Annotated in this window: 11 protein-coding genes; all 11 read left to right on the top strand. The window is 70.3% G+C overall.

All coding sequences use genetic code 11. The annotated features are described in order from the left end of the window. The first annotated feature begins 25 nt into the window (after positions 1-25). The 11 genes from nrtL (at position 26) to prmC (ending at position 15,060) form a co-directional block, all read left to right on the top strand. The gene (gene nrtL, locus ABZV42_RS18330) at positions 26-1,171 is read left to right on the top strand and encodes an ArgS-related anticodon-binding protein NrtL (RefSeq protein WP_356052674.1); all 1,146 of its coding nucleotides are present in this window, start codon (positions 26-28) and stop codon (positions 1,169-1,171) included. A 22-nt stretch (positions 1,172-1,193) separates the two neighbouring features. Beyond that, positions 1,194-2,585, top strand: a complete 1,392-nt coding sequence (gene lysA, locus ABZV42_RS18325; RefSeq protein ID WP_355981515.1) for a diaminopimelate decarboxylase — start codon at positions 1,194-1,196, stop codon at positions 2,583-2,585. Between the two features lie 288 nt (positions 2,586-2,873). Then, a complete protein-coding gene (locus tag ABZV42_RS18320) occupies positions 2,874-4,166 on the top strand; it encodes a homoserine dehydrogenase (RefSeq protein ID WP_355981518.1) in 1,293 nt (430 codons plus the stop codon). 6 nt (positions 4,167-4,172) lie between these two features. Then, entirely contained in the window at positions 4,173-5,231 is a 1,059-nt protein-coding gene (gene thrC / locus ABZV42_RS18315) for a threonine synthase (protein WP_355981521.1), read from the top strand. A 439-nt stretch (positions 5,232-5,670) separates the two neighbouring features. Further along, the gene (thrB, locus tag ABZV42_RS18310; RefSeq protein ID WP_355981524.1) at positions 5,671-6,600 is read left to right on the top strand and encodes a homoserine kinase; all 930 of its coding nucleotides are present in this window, start codon (positions 5,671-5,673) and stop codon (positions 6,598-6,600) included. Positions 6,601-6,988: 388 nt separating this feature from the next. Beyond that, positions 6,989-9,064, top strand: a complete 2,076-nt coding sequence (gene rho / locus ABZV42_RS18305; protein ID WP_356052672.1) for a transcription termination factor Rho — start codon at positions 6,989-6,991, stop codon at positions 9,062-9,064. 178 nt (positions 9,065-9,242) lie between these two features. Further along, entirely contained in the window at positions 9,243-11,042 is a 1,800-nt protein-coding gene (locus tag ABZV42_RS18300) for a trypsin-like serine protease (RefSeq protein ID WP_356052669.1), read from the top strand. Positions 11,043-11,253: 211 nt separating this feature from the next. After that, entirely contained in the window at positions 11,254-12,390 is a 1,137-nt protein-coding gene (locus ABZV42_RS18295; RefSeq protein WP_355981533.1) for an LCP family protein, read from the top strand. Positions 12,391-12,649: 259 nt separating this feature from the next. Then, positions 12,650-12,871: a 50S ribosomal protein L31 gene (gene rpmE, locus ABZV42_RS18290; RefSeq protein ID WP_328553393.1), complete on the top strand. Its 222-nt coding sequence runs from the start codon at positions 12,650-12,652 to the stop codon at positions 12,869-12,871. Between the two features lie 173 nt (positions 12,872-13,044). Further along, positions 13,045-14,121, top strand: coding sequence for a peptide chain release factor 1 (prfA, locus tag ABZV42_RS18285; protein ID WP_355981537.1), 1,077 nt, complete (start codon positions 13,045-13,047; stop codon positions 14,119-14,121). 99 nt (positions 14,122-14,220) lie between these two features. Beyond that, positions 14,221-15,060 (top strand): peptide chain release factor N(5)-glutamine methyltransferase, encoded by an 840-nt coding sequence (gene prmC / locus ABZV42_RS18280; protein ID WP_355981540.1) that lies wholly within the window; start codon positions 14,221-14,223, stop codon positions 15,058-15,060. Positions 15,061-15,080: the final 20 nt, after the last annotated feature.

Genomic DNA, 15,080 nt, shown 5'->3' with positions numbered 1-15,080 from the left:
CCCCCTCCTCCCCTAGGCTTGTCCCGTGACTCCCGTCGAGCTCTCCCGTACCGTGCTGCGCGCGGTGCGTCGTGCTGTCGACGTGGGGGAGCTGAGCGTCTCCGTGCCCGCGAGCGTGGCGGTCACCCCGCCTGGGCCGGGCGGATGCGGGGACTATGCGACGAACATCGCGTTGCGGCTGGCCGGGCAGGCAGGCCGGCCTGCGCTGGAAGTCGCCGAGGTCCTGCGGCCGTACATCACGGGTGATCCCGGTGTCGCCGCCGTGACCGTCACCGGACCCGGTTTCCTCAACGTCACCCTCGCCGGTGGCGCCTCCGTCGGCCTGGTCGAAGAGGTCATGGACCAGGGCGCTCGCTACGGGTACGGGGACACCCTCGCCGGGCAGGTCGTCGAGCTGCGTGTGCCCTACGAGACCCGGGCCGAAGTCGTCGCCGAGGCTCTCGTACGGATCGTCGCCACCCAGGGCGGACGTGCCGAGGTCCGGCATGCCGAGCCCGTGAACCTCCGGCCCGTGCCCGCGCCCGAGGACCCCGCCCCCCTCGGCCACGACGCCGCCCGCTGGGCGCTGCTCCACCCCGCGCCGCACGACCGGCCCCGGATCAGTGCCGACCACCTTCTCCAGCGCGAGAGCAATCCTCTCTTCCGCGTCCGTTACGCCCACGCCCGCACCCGGGCCCTGCGCCGCAACGCCGCCACCCTCGGCTACAGCCATAGCCACAGCTACAGCTACAGCCGAAGCTGTGTCGGTGTCCCCCGGGGCGTCGTACGTCCCTCGGACGGGCCCGGCGGTCCTGGCGACCGCGCCCGCCCCGCCGACCAGGCCCACACCCTCCATACGGACCCCCCGCCCCCCACCCCCGCCGACCAGGTCCACACCTCTCGTACGGACCCCCCGCCCCCCCACCTCGCCGAAGCCGATCTCCTCGCCGCTCTGGCCGAGTACCCGCACGCCCTGCGTCTTGCCGCGCGGGATCGGGCGCCCGATCGGGTGGCGCGGCATCTTGTCGTGACCGCTGACGCTCTTCTCGGTTTTCAGTACGCCGTGCTGCCGCTCGGCGACGAGAAACCCGCGGCCGCCCACCGTGCCCGGCTCGCGCTCGCCGAAGCCGCCGGGGCGGTGCTGGCCGGTGGCCTGTCCCTGCTCGGCATCAGCGCCCCCGACTACCTTTGACGAAGCAGAAAGCACTCCAGACATGAGCCGTTCCGCACACCCCGCCGGGCCCCGTCACGCCGACGTCCTCACCGAGGGCCACTACAGCGCCCCGCCCGCCGACCTCAACGCTCTCGACCCGAAGGTGTGGTCGCACACCGTGAGCCGTACGGAGGACGGTGTCGTGAGCGTCGGCGGGATCGAAGTCACCGCGCTGGCCGAGGAGTTCGGCACTCCGGCGTACTTCCTCGACGAGAGCGACTTCCGCGAGCGGGCGCGCGCCTGGCGCACCGCGTTCGGGCACGACGCCGACGTCTTCTACGCGGGCAAGGCCTTCCTCTCGCGCGCCGTCGTCCGGTGGCTGCACGAGGAGGGGCTCAACCTGGACGTGTGTTCCGGGGGTGAGCTGGCGACGGCCCTGTCGGCCGGCATGCCCGCCGACCGCATCGCCTTCCACGGCAACAACAAGTCCGAGCACGAGATCCGTACTGCCGTCGAGGCCGGGGTCGGGCGGATCGTGCTCGACTCCTTCCAGGAGATCGTGCGGGTCGCCCACATCGCGCAGTCCCTGGGAACGCGGCAGCGGGTGCAGATCCGGGTGACGGTGGGCGTCGAGGCGCACACGCACGAGTTCATCGCCACCGCGCACGAGGACCAGAAGTTCGGGATCGCGCTCGCGGACGGGCAGGCCGCCGAGGCCGTACGGCGGACGCTCGCGCTCGACGCGCTCGAACTCGTCGGCATCCACTCGCACATCGGCTCGCAGATCTTCGACATGGCCGGGTTCGAGGTCGCGGCCCGGCGCGTCGTCGCGCTGCTCGCCGCCGTGCGGGACGAGCACGGGGTCGAGCTGCCCGAGATCGACCTCGGCGGCGGCCTCGGCATCGCGTACACCAGCGACGACGATCCCCGCGAGCCGCACGAGATCGCCAAGGCGCTGAGCGAGATCGTGACGCGTGAGTGCGAGGCCGCGAAGCTCCGTACACCGCGGATCTCCGTGGAGCCCGGGCGCGCCATCGTCGGTCCCACCGCGTTCACGCTGTACGAGGTCGGCACCGTCAAGCCGCTCGACGGGCTGCGGACCTACGTCTCGGTGGACGGCGGCATGTCCGACAACATCCGGACCGCGCTGTACGACGCCGAGTACAGCGTCGCCCTCGTCTCGCGTGTCTCCGACGCCGAGCCGATGCTCGTGCGCGTCGTCGGCAAGCACTGCGAGAGCGGTGACATCGTCGTGAAGGACGCCTTCCTGCCCGCGGACCTGGCCCCGGGCGACCTCGTCGCGGTCCCGGCCACCGGCGCGTACTGCCGGTCCATGGCCAGCAACTACAACCACGCTCTCCGCCCGCCGGTCGTCGCCGTGAAGGACGGTGCGGCGCGGGTGATCGTCCGGCGTGAGACGGAGGAGGACCTCCTGCGTCTCGACGTCGGGTGAGAAGGAGAGGGCCACGAGGAAGCGGGCGGAAGCGGGCGACAAGCGCGCGGAGGCCCGTGTCGGCTCCGGCGAGTGGCCGGGGACGACGGTAAGCGACAGGAGGTGACTTCAGGTGATCGGATGTGCCGGGCGGCCGGTCTGGAACAGGGCGGAACCGGGCGCAAGATCTCCTGTCGTCGCCCACCAGAAAAATGAAATGGACGTCTCACGATCCGGACGAAGGGTAGAAACTCCCGTCCGGTGAGTGAGACTGGTCCAACCGAACACGGTATGAGGAAACGAGGTCGGATGATGCGTACGCGTCCGCTGAAGGTGGCGCTGCTGGGCTGCGGGGTTGTCGGCTCAGAGGTGGCGCGCATCATGACGACGCACGCCGACGACCTCACGGCGAGGATCGGCGCCCCCGTCGAACTCGTGGGCGTGGCCGTCCGCCGGCCCTCCAAGGTGCGCGCGGGCATCGACCCCGACCTGGTCACCACCGACGCGACCGCCCTCGTCAAGCGCGGGGACATCGACGTCGTCGTCGAGGTCATCGGCGGCATCGAGCCCGCCCGTTCGCTGATCACCACCGCGTTCGAGCACGGCGCCTCCGTCGTCTCCGCGAACAAGGCGCTGCTCGCCCAGGACGGTGCCGCCCTGCACGCGGCGGCCCAGGAGCACGGCAGGGACCTCTACTACGAGGCCGCCGTCGCCGGCGCCATCCCGCTGATCCGGCCGCTGCGCGAGTCCCTCGCCGGCGACAAGATCAACCGGGTGATGGGCATCGTCAACGGCACCACCAACTTCATCCTCGACAAGATGGAATCCACGGGGGCGGGCTACCAGGAGGCCCTCGACGAGGCCACCGCGCTCGGGTACGCCGAGGCCGACCCGACGGCCGACGTCGAGGCCTTCGACGCCGCCGCCAAGGCCGCCATCCTCGCCGGGATCGCCTTCCACACGCGGGTGCGCCTCGACGACGTCTACCGCGAGGGCATGACCGAGGTCACCGCCGCCGACTTCGCCTCGGCGAAGGGGATGGGCTGCACCATCAAACTGCTCGCCCTGTGCGAGCGGGCTGCCGACGGGGGCTCGGTGACCGCGCGCGTCCATCCCGCGATGATCCCGCTGACCCACCCGCTCGCCTCCGTCCGCGGCGCGTACAACGCCGTGTTCGTCGAGTCGGAGGCCGCCGGCCAGCTCATGTTCTACGGGCCGGGCGCCGGCGGCGCCCCCACCGCGTCCGCCGTCCTCGGCGACCTGGTGGCCGTCTGCCGCAACAAGCTCGGCGGTGCCACCGGCCCCGGCGACTCCGCGTACACCCAGCTGCCCGTCTCGCCCATGGGCGAGGTCGTCACGCGGTACCACATCAGCCTCGACGTGGCCGACAAACCCGGTGTCCTCGCGCAGGTCGCCACCGTCTTCGCCGAGCACGGGGTGTCCATCGACACCGTGCGCCAGTCGGGCAAGGACGGCGAGGCCTCCCTCGTCGTCGTCACCCATCGCGCGTCCGACGCGTCCCTCGCCGGGACCGTCGAGGCGTTGCGCGGCCTCGACACCGTGCGGGGCGTCTCCAGCATCATGCGGGTTGAAGGGGAGTAACGAGCAATGACCCACCAGTGGCGCGGAATCATCGAGGAGTACCGGGACCGGCTTCCGGTGTCCGACAGCACGCCGGTCGTGTCGCTCCGCGAGGGCGGTACGCCGCTCGTGCCCGCGCAGGTGCTCTCCGAGCGCACGGGCTGCGAGGTCCACCTCAAGGTGGAGGGCGCCAACCCGACCGGTTCCTTCAAGGACCGCGGTATGACGATGGCCATCACGCGGGCGAAGGAGGAGGGCGCGAAGGCCGTCATCTGCGCCTCCACCGGCAACACCTCCGCGAGCGCCGCCGCCTACGCCGTACGCGCCGGGATGGTCTGTGCCGTCCTCGTGCCGCAGGGCAAGATCGCGCTCGGCAAGATGGGCCAGGCCCTCATCCACGGCGCCAAGATCCTCCAGGTCGACGGCAACTTCGACGACTGTCTGACGCTGGCGCGCTCGCTGTCCGACAACTACCCGGTGGCGCTGGTCAATTCGGTGAACCCGGTGCGTATCGAGGGCCAGAAGACCGCCGCCTTCGAGATCGTGGACATGCTCGGCGACGCGCCCGACATCCATGTCCTTCCGGTGGGCAACGCGGGCAACATCACCGCGTACTGGAAGGGGTACACGGAGTACGCCGCCGACGGCATCGCCGGGCGCACCCCGCGCATGTGGGGGTTCCAGGCGTCCGGCTCCGCGCCCATCGTGCGCGGTGAGATCGTCAAGGACCCGTCGACCATCGCCACCGCGATCCGGATCGGCAACCCGGCCTCGTGGCAGTTCGCGCTGGCCGCGCGGGACGAGTCGGGCGGCCTCATCGACGAGGTGACGGACCGTGAGATCCTGCGCGCCTACCGGCTGTTGGCCGCACAGGAGGGCGTGTTCGTCGAGCCCGCGTCCGCCGCGTCCGTGGCCGGTCTGCTGAAGGCCGCCGAGCAGGGCAAGGTCGACCCGGGCCAGCGCATCGTCTGCACCGTCACCGGAAACGGTCTCAAGGACCCCGACTGGGCCGTCGCGGGAGCTCCGCAGCCGGTCACGGTCCCGGTGGACGCGGCGACGGCGGCGGAGCGACTCGGTCTCGCCTAGATCCGGGTCGGGGTCGGCATGAGGTCTGGTCGGGATCGGTGAGAGTTCGGGCCGGATTCGGCTTGAGGTCGGGTCGGGATCGGCGTGAAGTCGCGTCAGGTCCGGGGGAACTCGCCGTGAGTGGGCGGGAAACCGTCGTAAAGCCGACGGAAACCGTTCGCTCGCGGGGGTCATCCCCATGCCGACCCTGCCGGGGGTGCACGAGGGGCTTACGACACGCATCGTGCGCCTCCTGTGCGCCCTATGTCGCCACGGAACCTTCCTTCGATAGGCTGTACCGAACCCGCCCACCGCATATGCCGCGGTGCCGCGCGGTCTTTGCGGACTCCGGGTCCCGGTGCCCGTCCGACGCAGTTCACCCCGCAGTTCATCTGCCAGTTCATCCGGCAGTTCATCGGAAATCTTGTACATCACGCAGCTCAAGGAGAGTCATCGAGCGATGGCCGGTCCAGCGTTCCGCGCCGCCGCCGTCCGGGTGCGCGTCCCCGCCACCAGTGCCAACCTCGGCCCGGGTTTCGACGCCTTCGGCCTGTCACTGGGGCTCTATGACGACGTCGTCGTCAGGGTGGCCGACTCAGGACTGCACATCGACATCGCGGGTGAGGGCAGCGAGACGCTGCCGCGCGACGAGAGGCATCTCCTCGTACGTTCCCTGCGCACCGCCTTCGACCTGCTCGGCGGACAGCCGCGCGGGCTGGAGATCGTCTGCGCCAACCGCATCCCGCACGGCCGGGGTCTCGGTTCCTCGTCGGCCGCCATCTGCGCCGGCATCGTCGCCGCCCGCGCGGTGACGATAGGCGGGGACAGCAGGCTCGACGACGCCGCGGTCCTGGAGCTCGCGACCGAGATCGAGGGGCACCCCGACAACGTCGCGGCCTGTCTGCTCGGCGGATTCACGCTCTCCTGGTTGGAATCCGGCGCCGCGCGGGCGATCAGGATGGATCCCGCGGACTCCATCGTTCCGGTGGTCTTCGTGCCCGGGAAGCCCGTGCTCACCGAGACCGCGCGCGGTCTGCTGCCGCGCACCGTCCCGCACGTCGACGCCGCCGCCAACGCGGGCCGCGCCGCACTGCTCGTCGAGGCGCTGACCCGGCGCCCCGAGCTGCTGCTGCCCGCCACCGAGGACCGGCTGCACCAGGAGTACCGCGCCCCGGCGATGCCGGAGAGCGCCGCGCTCGTGGAGCGCCTGCGCGCCGACGGCATCCCGGCGGTGATCTCCGGCGCGGGCCCCACGGTGCTCGCGCTCGCGGACCGCGCGTCAGCCGACAAGGTGGCCGATCTCGCAGGTCAGAGCTGGTCCGCCAACCGTCTGGACCTCGACGCACAGGGGGCGTGCGTGCTGCCCCTCGCACCTGTCGAGGTCGATTGACGACGCACGGTCGCCGGATTTGGAGAGGGGGAATGTTTGTTGGATCCGGTAGTGTTAACCTCAAGTCTGCACCCGACCCCACCATGGCGAGGTGCTTCGCGTCCCTGTCCGGGACACCCATTCTTCCGGGAGCCTCCCAAACTGCTACGTGCCTTGCATTGGGTGCTATGCGCTGAGCAGTGCTGAGCACGCTCCGGAACCGGCGTGACCGAGCCGATGACACCGAATCTCAGTGCCACGGCTTTGGAATCGTCATCACCAGCAATGTCTTCCGCCGCTTTGGCGGACCACCGCCCCGGCACGGTCCACACAGCAAGGGCCAATGCCGGACAGCACAACCGGTCGCCGAGCCAGACAGGCCGACGTCCGCTCCAGGGAAGGACCCTTCGTGAGCGACACCACCGATCTGATGGGCGCACGTGTCGAGGAGACCGCTGCCGCGCCCGCCACGGACGCCTCCGCGCCTGCCACCGGTGCCGGCTCCAGGCGACGCCGCGGTACCGGCCTTGAAGGCATGGTGCTGGCCGAGCTTCAGCAGGTCGCATCCGGCCTCGGGATCAGGGGCACCGCGCGTATGCGCAAGAGCCAGCTGATCGAGGTCATCAAGGAGGCGCAGGCCGGAGGAAGCGCTCCCGCCGCGACGGCGTCCGACGACGCCGAGACCAAGCCGAAGCGCCGGACCACCTCGAAGGCCCGTACGGGTGACGAGTCCGCCGCCCCGGCCGCGGACAAGGCCGAGAAGGTCGCCGCCGAGAAGGCCGTGGCCCAGCAGCAGATCGAGATCCCCGGCCAGCCGGCCGGCGGCCCCTCCCGGGCGAGCGATGCCGAGCAGGACGCCCCCGCCGAGCGCCGCCGTCGCCGTGCCACCGCCGAGGCGGGCAGCCCCGAGACGGTTGCCACCGAGGCGAAGACCGAGACGCAGACCGACGCCGAGGGCGCCGACGGCCGTCGCGAGCGCCGTGACCGCCGTGACCGTGACCGGGGCGGCCGCGAGCGCCGTCCGGCCAAGGGCGACGAGCAGCAGGTCGGCCAGGGTGGCCAGGGTGCCGGACAGCAGCGTCCGGACCGTCAGGAGCGCCAGGACCGTCCCGACCGTCAGCAGCAGGGCGGCGGCCGTCAGGACCGCCAGCAGCCGCGTGACGGCGGAACGCGCGACGCCGGTCCCCGTGACAACGGCCCGCGCGACAACGGCCCGCGTGACAACGGACCGCAGGACGACGACGACTTCGAGGGCGGCCGCCGCGGCCGGCGCGGCCGTTACCGCGACCGCCGTGGGCGTCGTGGACGCGACGAGATCGCCGAGCCGCAGGTCGCCGACGACGACGTGCTGATCCCCGTCGCGGGCATCCTCGACATCCTCGACAACTACGCGTTCATCCGTACGTCGGGCTACCTGCCGGGTCCCAACGACGTGTACGTCTCCCTCGCCCAGGTCCGTAAGAACGGTCTGCGCAAGGGTGACCACGTCACCGGCGCCGTCCGTCAGCCGAAGGACGGCGAGCGCCGCGAGAAGTTCAACGCGCTCGTCCGCCTCGACTCGGCGAACGGCATGGCGGCCGAATCCGGCCGCGGGCGCCCGGAGTTCAACAAGCTGACGCCCCTCTACCCGCAGGACCGCCTCCGTCTGGAGACCGACCCGGGTGTGCTGACGACGCGGATCATCGACCTCGTCACGCCGATCGGCAAGGGCCAGCGCGGTCTGATCGTGGCCCCGCCGAAGACCGGCAAGACCATGATCCTTCAGGCGATCGCCAACGCGATCACCATCAACAACCCCGAGTGCCACCTGATGGTCGTCCTGGTCGACGAGCGTCCGGAAGAGGTCACCGACATGCAGCGGTCGGTGAAGGGCGAGGTCATCTCCTCGACCTTCGACCGTCCGGCCGAGGACCACACCACGGTCGCCGAGCTCGCCATCGAGCGTGCCAAGCGTCTGGTGGAGCTGGGCCACGACGTCGTCGTGCTGCTCGACTCGATCACCCGTCTGGGCCGTGCGTACAACCTCGCCGCCCCGGCCTCCGGCCGCATCCTGTCCGGTGGTGTCGACTCGACCGCGCTGTACCCGCCGAAGCGCTTCTTCGGTGCCGCGCGCAACATCGAGGACGGCGGCTCGCTGACCATCCTGGCCACCGCGCTCGTCGACACCGGCTCGCGCATGGACGAGGTCATCTTCGAGGAGTTCAAGGGCACCGGCAACGCCGAGCTCAAGCTCGACCGGAAGCTCGCCGACAAGCGCGTCTTCCCGGCGGTGGACGTGGACGCGTCCGGTACCCGTAAGGAAGAGCTTCTGCTCGGCAGCGACGAGCTCGCCATCACCTGGAAGCTGCGTCGCGTGCTCCACGCGCTCGACCAGCAGCAGGCGATCGAGCTGCTGCTCGACAAGATGAAGCAGACGAAGTCGAACGCCGAGTTCCTGCTCCAGATCCAGAAGACCACGCCGTCGCCGGGCAACGGCAACGACTGACGTCTTACGCGACCGCGGTCCTCGCCGACCGCAATTCGCAGGGCAGAAGCGCAAAGGGCCGCCCCCGTCATCCAGGTGACGGGGGCGGCCCTTTGCGCTGCCCCGGGCACCTGTACGATCGCGCTCTTGAACATCTGCTGAAGCAGAACTGAACTCTTTTCTCTGAGGGGGGACTTGAGTGGATACGTCCACGTCTGGGGGCGGCCGTCACCGACGCCGCATACGGATCGCCGTCCCGGTCGCCGCGGCAGGCCTCGCCGCCGCCGTGGCCGGTGCGCTTCTGGTGTCGTCCGCGAACGCCACGCCGAGCTCGGCACTGCCCACGCCCGTCCTGCGTACCGCCGACTCCTCGCCTTCGCAGGCCGTGCTGGAGAAGCGGGTCGCGGGCGCGCTGGCCGGTGACGACACCGCGGGCCGGACGACGAAGAAGGCGTCCCTGAGCGCGTCGACCACCCCGTCGCACGTGGACCCGAAGATCATCGGTGGTACCACGACGACCATCACCACGGCTCCGTGGATGGCGCAGCTCTGGTACTACGACGAGGCCAAGGGCATCGGCTTCTTCTGCGGTGGCTCCGTCGTCTCGCCGACGAAGATCCTCACCGCCGCGCACTGCACCAAGGACGAGAACGGCAAGACCTACGACTGGGCGGCCAACGGCGCCATCGTGACCGGCACTTCCCAGCTGCCGACCGATACCAGCCTGAACGGCGGTACGGTGACAGGCGTCTCGCGGCAGTGGACCCACCCGTCGTACAGCCCGACCAGGATCGACAACGACGTCGCGGTCCTCACGCTGGCGAACCCCGTCACCGTCAAGCCGATCCGCATGACGACGTCCGGTGACACCACGTCGTACGCGTCCGGCACGAAGGCGACGCTCTACGGCTGGGGCCGCACCACGTCCACCACGCAGGACATCTCCGACGTCCTGAAGACGGCCACGCTGCCGATCAACTCGGACACCACGTGCGCCGCGGCCTACGGCACCGACTTCATCAAGGGCCACATGGTCTGTGCGGGCACCAAGGCGACCGGCACCGACGCCGGCACCACCACGGCCTGCAATGGTGACTCCGGCGGCCCGCTGATCGTGGGCGGCCGCATCGTGGGCGTCGTCTCCTGGGGTGTCCAGGACTGCGTCGCCAAGGGCGCGTACAGCGTCTTCTCGAAGGTCAGCACCTACGTCGGCGCCGCCTGGCCGCGCGTCGAGGACACGAACCTGAACTACGACCACAAGGCCGACCTGTGGGTCCGTAACCCGTCCACCAAGACGGGATACGAGAAGGACTCCAACGGCACCTCGTTCGCCACGCGCCGGTCGACGGGACCCATGGGCGGCGTGAACGTCGTGCTCCAGACCGACCTCAACCGGGACGGCATCCAGGACCTCGTGTACCGCGACAGCACCTCGGGTGACGTCTACTGGGCGCACGTGCTGCCGGCGACGGGGAAGACCGCCACCGACAAGATCTTCGGCAGCTGGGGGACCCGCGCCCGGATCATCGCCCCCGGTGACCTCACCGGCGACGGCCTGCCCGACATGCTCTCCGTCGACTCCGCCGGAGTGATGTGGGAGTACCCGGGCAAGGGCAACGGCACCTTCTCGGCGCGCGTCCAGGTCGGCACCGGCTGGAGCCAGTACAACTCGGTCCGCGCGCACGGCGACTTCACCGGCGACGGCAAGGCCGACCTCATCGCGCGCAGCAAGACCGGCTCGTACGTCTACCTGTACAAGGGCACGGGCAAGACCGGCAGCGGAGCCTTCTCCACCCGCATCAAGGTGCGCACCTGGGCCGACTACAACGTCTTCGACGCCGTCGGTGACGTGACCGGCGACGGCAAGGCCGACTTCCTGGCCCGCACCCCCGGCGGCACGCTCTACCTGTACCCCGGGACCGGAAAGGCCACCACCGAGATCTTTGCCACAAGGATCTCGGTAGGTACCGGTTTCCAGCAGTACGACATCTTCGGCTGATCTCGCAGGTGGGCGGGGTTCTCCCCGCTCAGGCCGGACACGCAGAGTGCCCATCGCGTCACGCGGTGGGCACTTTTCGTCGTGCAACCCTTTCCCGAGTTTCCCCGTCTGACCGTACGGAGTGACCATGGAGCGGTACGCCTCGTCACGACCAGATGGGCCTGGCCCTGAAAGCAGGGGGTAACCGACCGCAGAGGAACCGAGGAGCCATATGCCTGCCGAGAGCACGCCGGAGCCCGCCATACCGGGCGACCCGGGCAACAGCACCCCGCGCCGCCCCAAGGGCGGCCGACGCAAGACCCGCAGCACGCGGAGCAGGGCTCTGATGATCACGGCCTGGACCGCGGCGGGTGTCGTGGCGCTCGGTGGCGCCGGAGCCGGGTACCTGTTCTTCAAGCTCAACGGCAATCTCAAGAGCGTCGACATCAACCAGGCGCTCGGCAGCGACCGGCCCATCAAGGTCGACAACGGCTCGGAGAACATCCTGGTCCTCGGCTCGGACACCCGCTCCGGGACCAACAAGAAGCTGGGCGGCGGCAGCGACGACGGCAGCGCCCGCTCCGACACCGCGATGATCGTCCACGTGTACAAGGGCCACAAGCGGGCCAGCGTGGTCTCCGTCCCCCGTGACACCCTCGTCCGGCGGCCCTCCTGCACCGACTCCAAGGGCACGGTCCACGGCGCGGTCTCCAGCGCCATGTTCAACTCCGCCTACTCCACCGGCGGCGCCGCCTGCGCGGTGAAGACCGTCGAGTCCATGACCGGCATCCGCATGGACCACTACATCGAGATCGACTTCAGCGGCTTCCAGAAGCTCGTCGACGACCTCGGCGGCGTCACGGTCACCACGACCAAGGCCATCTCGGACCACGAGAGCCATCTGCATCTCGCAGCCGGGTCGCACAGCCTGAACGGCAAGCAGGCGCTCGGCCTGGTCCGCACCCGGCACGGCGTCGGGGACGGCTCCGACCTCGGCCGCATCCAGCTCCAGCAGGCGTTCATGAAGGCGCTGGTCGACCAGGTCAAGCACGTCGGGCTCCTGTCCAACCCGAAAAAGCTGTACGACCTCGCCGACACCGCGACCAAGACGGTGACCACCGACTCCGACATCGGCAGCGTCGCCGACCTCGCCTCCTTCGCGGGCGGCCTCAAGGGCATCGGCTCGTCCCACATGAAGATGGTGACGATGCCCGTCGAGTACGACCCCTCCGACGGCAACCGCGTCCTGGTCGACAAGGCCAAGGCGGAGCTGGTCTGGAAGGCGCTCAAGGCCGACCGGCCGATCCCGAAGGCGGCCACCGAGGGAACCGCCACCGGCACCGCGAAGGGCGTCGTAAGCTCCGGCTGATCCGCGCCCGGGCCGCCGGCTGACCTGCGCCCGGGCTTCCGCCGACCCGCGCTCGGGCCTCCGGCTGACCTGCGCTCGGGCCTCCCCCGACCCGCGCCAAGGCCTCCGCGACCCGTGCTCGGGCCGCCTGGGAATAGATCGCCGCGTCCCCCCGTTTTGGGGGATGCGGCCAGTCCTGGCAGACTGGTACGTCGGCCCCGGTTCACGCATCCGCATCCAGCGGCGGCGACCCGGTGCCCTCCCGAAACTAGGAGACACCTTGAAGCGCGACATCCACCCCGAGTACGTCGAGACGCAGGTCAGCTGTACCTGTGGCGCGTCGTTCACCACCCGCAGCACGATCTCGAGCGGCACCGTCCGTGCCGAGGTCTGCTCCGAGTGCCACCCGTTCTACACGGGCAAGCAGAAGATCCTCGACACCGGTGGCCGTGTGGCCCGCTTCGAGGCCCGCTTCGGCAAGGCTGCCGCTGCCAGCAAGTAGCGAGCCCACAGCGCCGGTCTTCGGAGTCCCCCGCACGGGGACCCCGGGACCGGCGCTTTGCGGTCCAGCCCCCTCCCCGGGCTCTCGACGCGTTCGTCGAGCAGGGGAACCCCACGCCGTACCTACGTCCCCGAGCACCTCACGCAGCCGGGGACAGTCCATTGGAGCCGGAGATGTTCGAGGCGGTCGAGGAACTGATCGGCGAGCACGCCGATCTGGAGAAGAAGCTCGCTGACCCGTCGGTCCACGCCGACCAGGCCAACGCGCGCAAGCTCAACAAGCGCTACGCCGAGCTGACCCCGATCGTCGCGACGTACCGCTCCTGGAAGCAGACCGGGGACGACATCGGCACGGCCAAGGAGTTCGCCGCCGACGACCCCGACTTCGCCGCCGAGGTCAAGGACCTGGAGAAGCAGCGCGAGGAGCTCACGGAGAAGCTCCGCCTGCTGCTGGTCCCGCGCGACCCGAGCGACGACAAGGACGTCATCCTGGAGATCAAGGCGGGCGCCGGCGGCGACGAGTCCGCCCTGTTCGCCGGTGACCTCCTGCGCATGTACCTGCGCTACGCCGAGCGCGTGGGCTGGAAGACCGAGATCATCGACGCCACCGAGTCCGAGCTCGGCGGCTACAAGGACGTCCAGGTCGCGGTGAAGACCAAGGGCGGCCAGGGTGCCACCGAGCCCGGCCAGGGCGTCTGGGCCCGCCTGAAGTACGAGGGCGGTGTGCACCGTGTGCAGCGCGTGCCCTCCACCGAGTCGCAGGGCCGGATCCACACCTCGGCCGCCGGTGTCCTCGTCACGCCCGAGGCCGAGGAGGTCGAGGTCGAGATCCTCGCGAACGATCTCCGTATCGACGTCTACCGCTCCTCGGGCCCCGGCGGCCAGTCCGTCAACACGACCGACTCCGCGGTGCGCATCACGCACATTCCCACCGGAGTCGTCGCTTCCTGCCAGAACGAGAAGAGCCAGCTGCAGAACAAGGAGCAGGCGATGCGTATCCTGCGCTCCAGGCTCCTCGCGGCGGCGCAGGAGGAAGCCGAACGGGAGGCCTCGGACGTTCGCCGCAGCCAGGTCCGCACCGTCGACCGCTCCGAGAAGATCCGTACGTACAACTTCCCGGAGAATCGCATCTCGGACCACCGCGTCGGCTTCAAGGCGTACAACTTGGACCAGGTCCTCGACGGCGACCTCGACACGATGATCCAGGCCTGCGTCGACGCGGACTCGGCAGCCAAGCTCGCCGCCGCGTAACGCACTACAACAGCTCGCCGCCGCACACACGACAACAGCTCAGCCCGGAGGACCAGCGTGCAGCAACATTTTGGGGGGCGACCCCCGAACCCCCGCAGCGTGCTGCTCGCGGAAGTGGCCCAGGCCACCCAGCGGCTGGCCGACGCCGGCGTGCCCTCGCCGCGCAACGACGCGGAGGAGCTCGCCGCCTTCGTGCACGGCGTGAAGCGGGGCGAGCTGCACAGCGTCAAGGACGCGGACTTCGACGCCCGCTACTGGGAGGTGACCGCGCGCCGCGAGGCCCGGGAGCCGCTCCAGCACATCACCGGGCGCGCCTACTTCCGCTATCTCGAACTCCAGGTGGGGCCCGGCGTGTTCGTGCCCCGCCCGGAGACCGAGTCGGTCGTCGGCTGGGCCATAGACGCGGTCCGTGCGATGGATGTCGTCGAACCGCTGATCGTCGATCTGTGCACCGGCTCCGGCGCCATCGCCCTCGCCCTCGCGCAGGAGGTCCCGCGCTCGCGTGTGCACGCCGTGGAGCTGTCCGAGGACGCCCTGCGGTGGACGCGCAAGAACGTCGAGGGGTCCAGGGTCGACCTGCGCCAGGGAGACGCCCTCACGTCGTTCCCCGACCTCGACGGCCAGGTGGACCTGGTGATCTCCAACCCTCCGTACATCCCGCTCACCGAATGGGAGTACGTGCAGCCGGAGGCCCGGGACCACGACCCCGAGCTCGCCCTCTTCTCCGGCGAGGACGGACTCGACCTCATCCGCGGCATCGAGCGCACCGCGCACCGGCTGCTGCGCCCCGGCGGCGTCGTCGTCATCGAGCACGCCGACACCCAGGGCGGACAGGTGCCCTGGATCTTCACCGAGGAGCGGGGCTGGGCCGACGCGGCCGACCACCCGGACCTCAACAACCGGCCGCGGTTCGCGACGGCCCGCAAGGCGATGCCGTGAGCGCGGCCCACGTGGTCCCG

This window comes from Streptomyces sp. NPDC005281 (genome assembly GCF_040607495.1).
Classification (GTDB): Bacteria; Actinomycetota; Actinomycetes; order Streptomycetales; family Streptomycetaceae; genus Streptomyces.
This window is presented reverse-complemented; position numbering and strand designations above follow the sequence as displayed.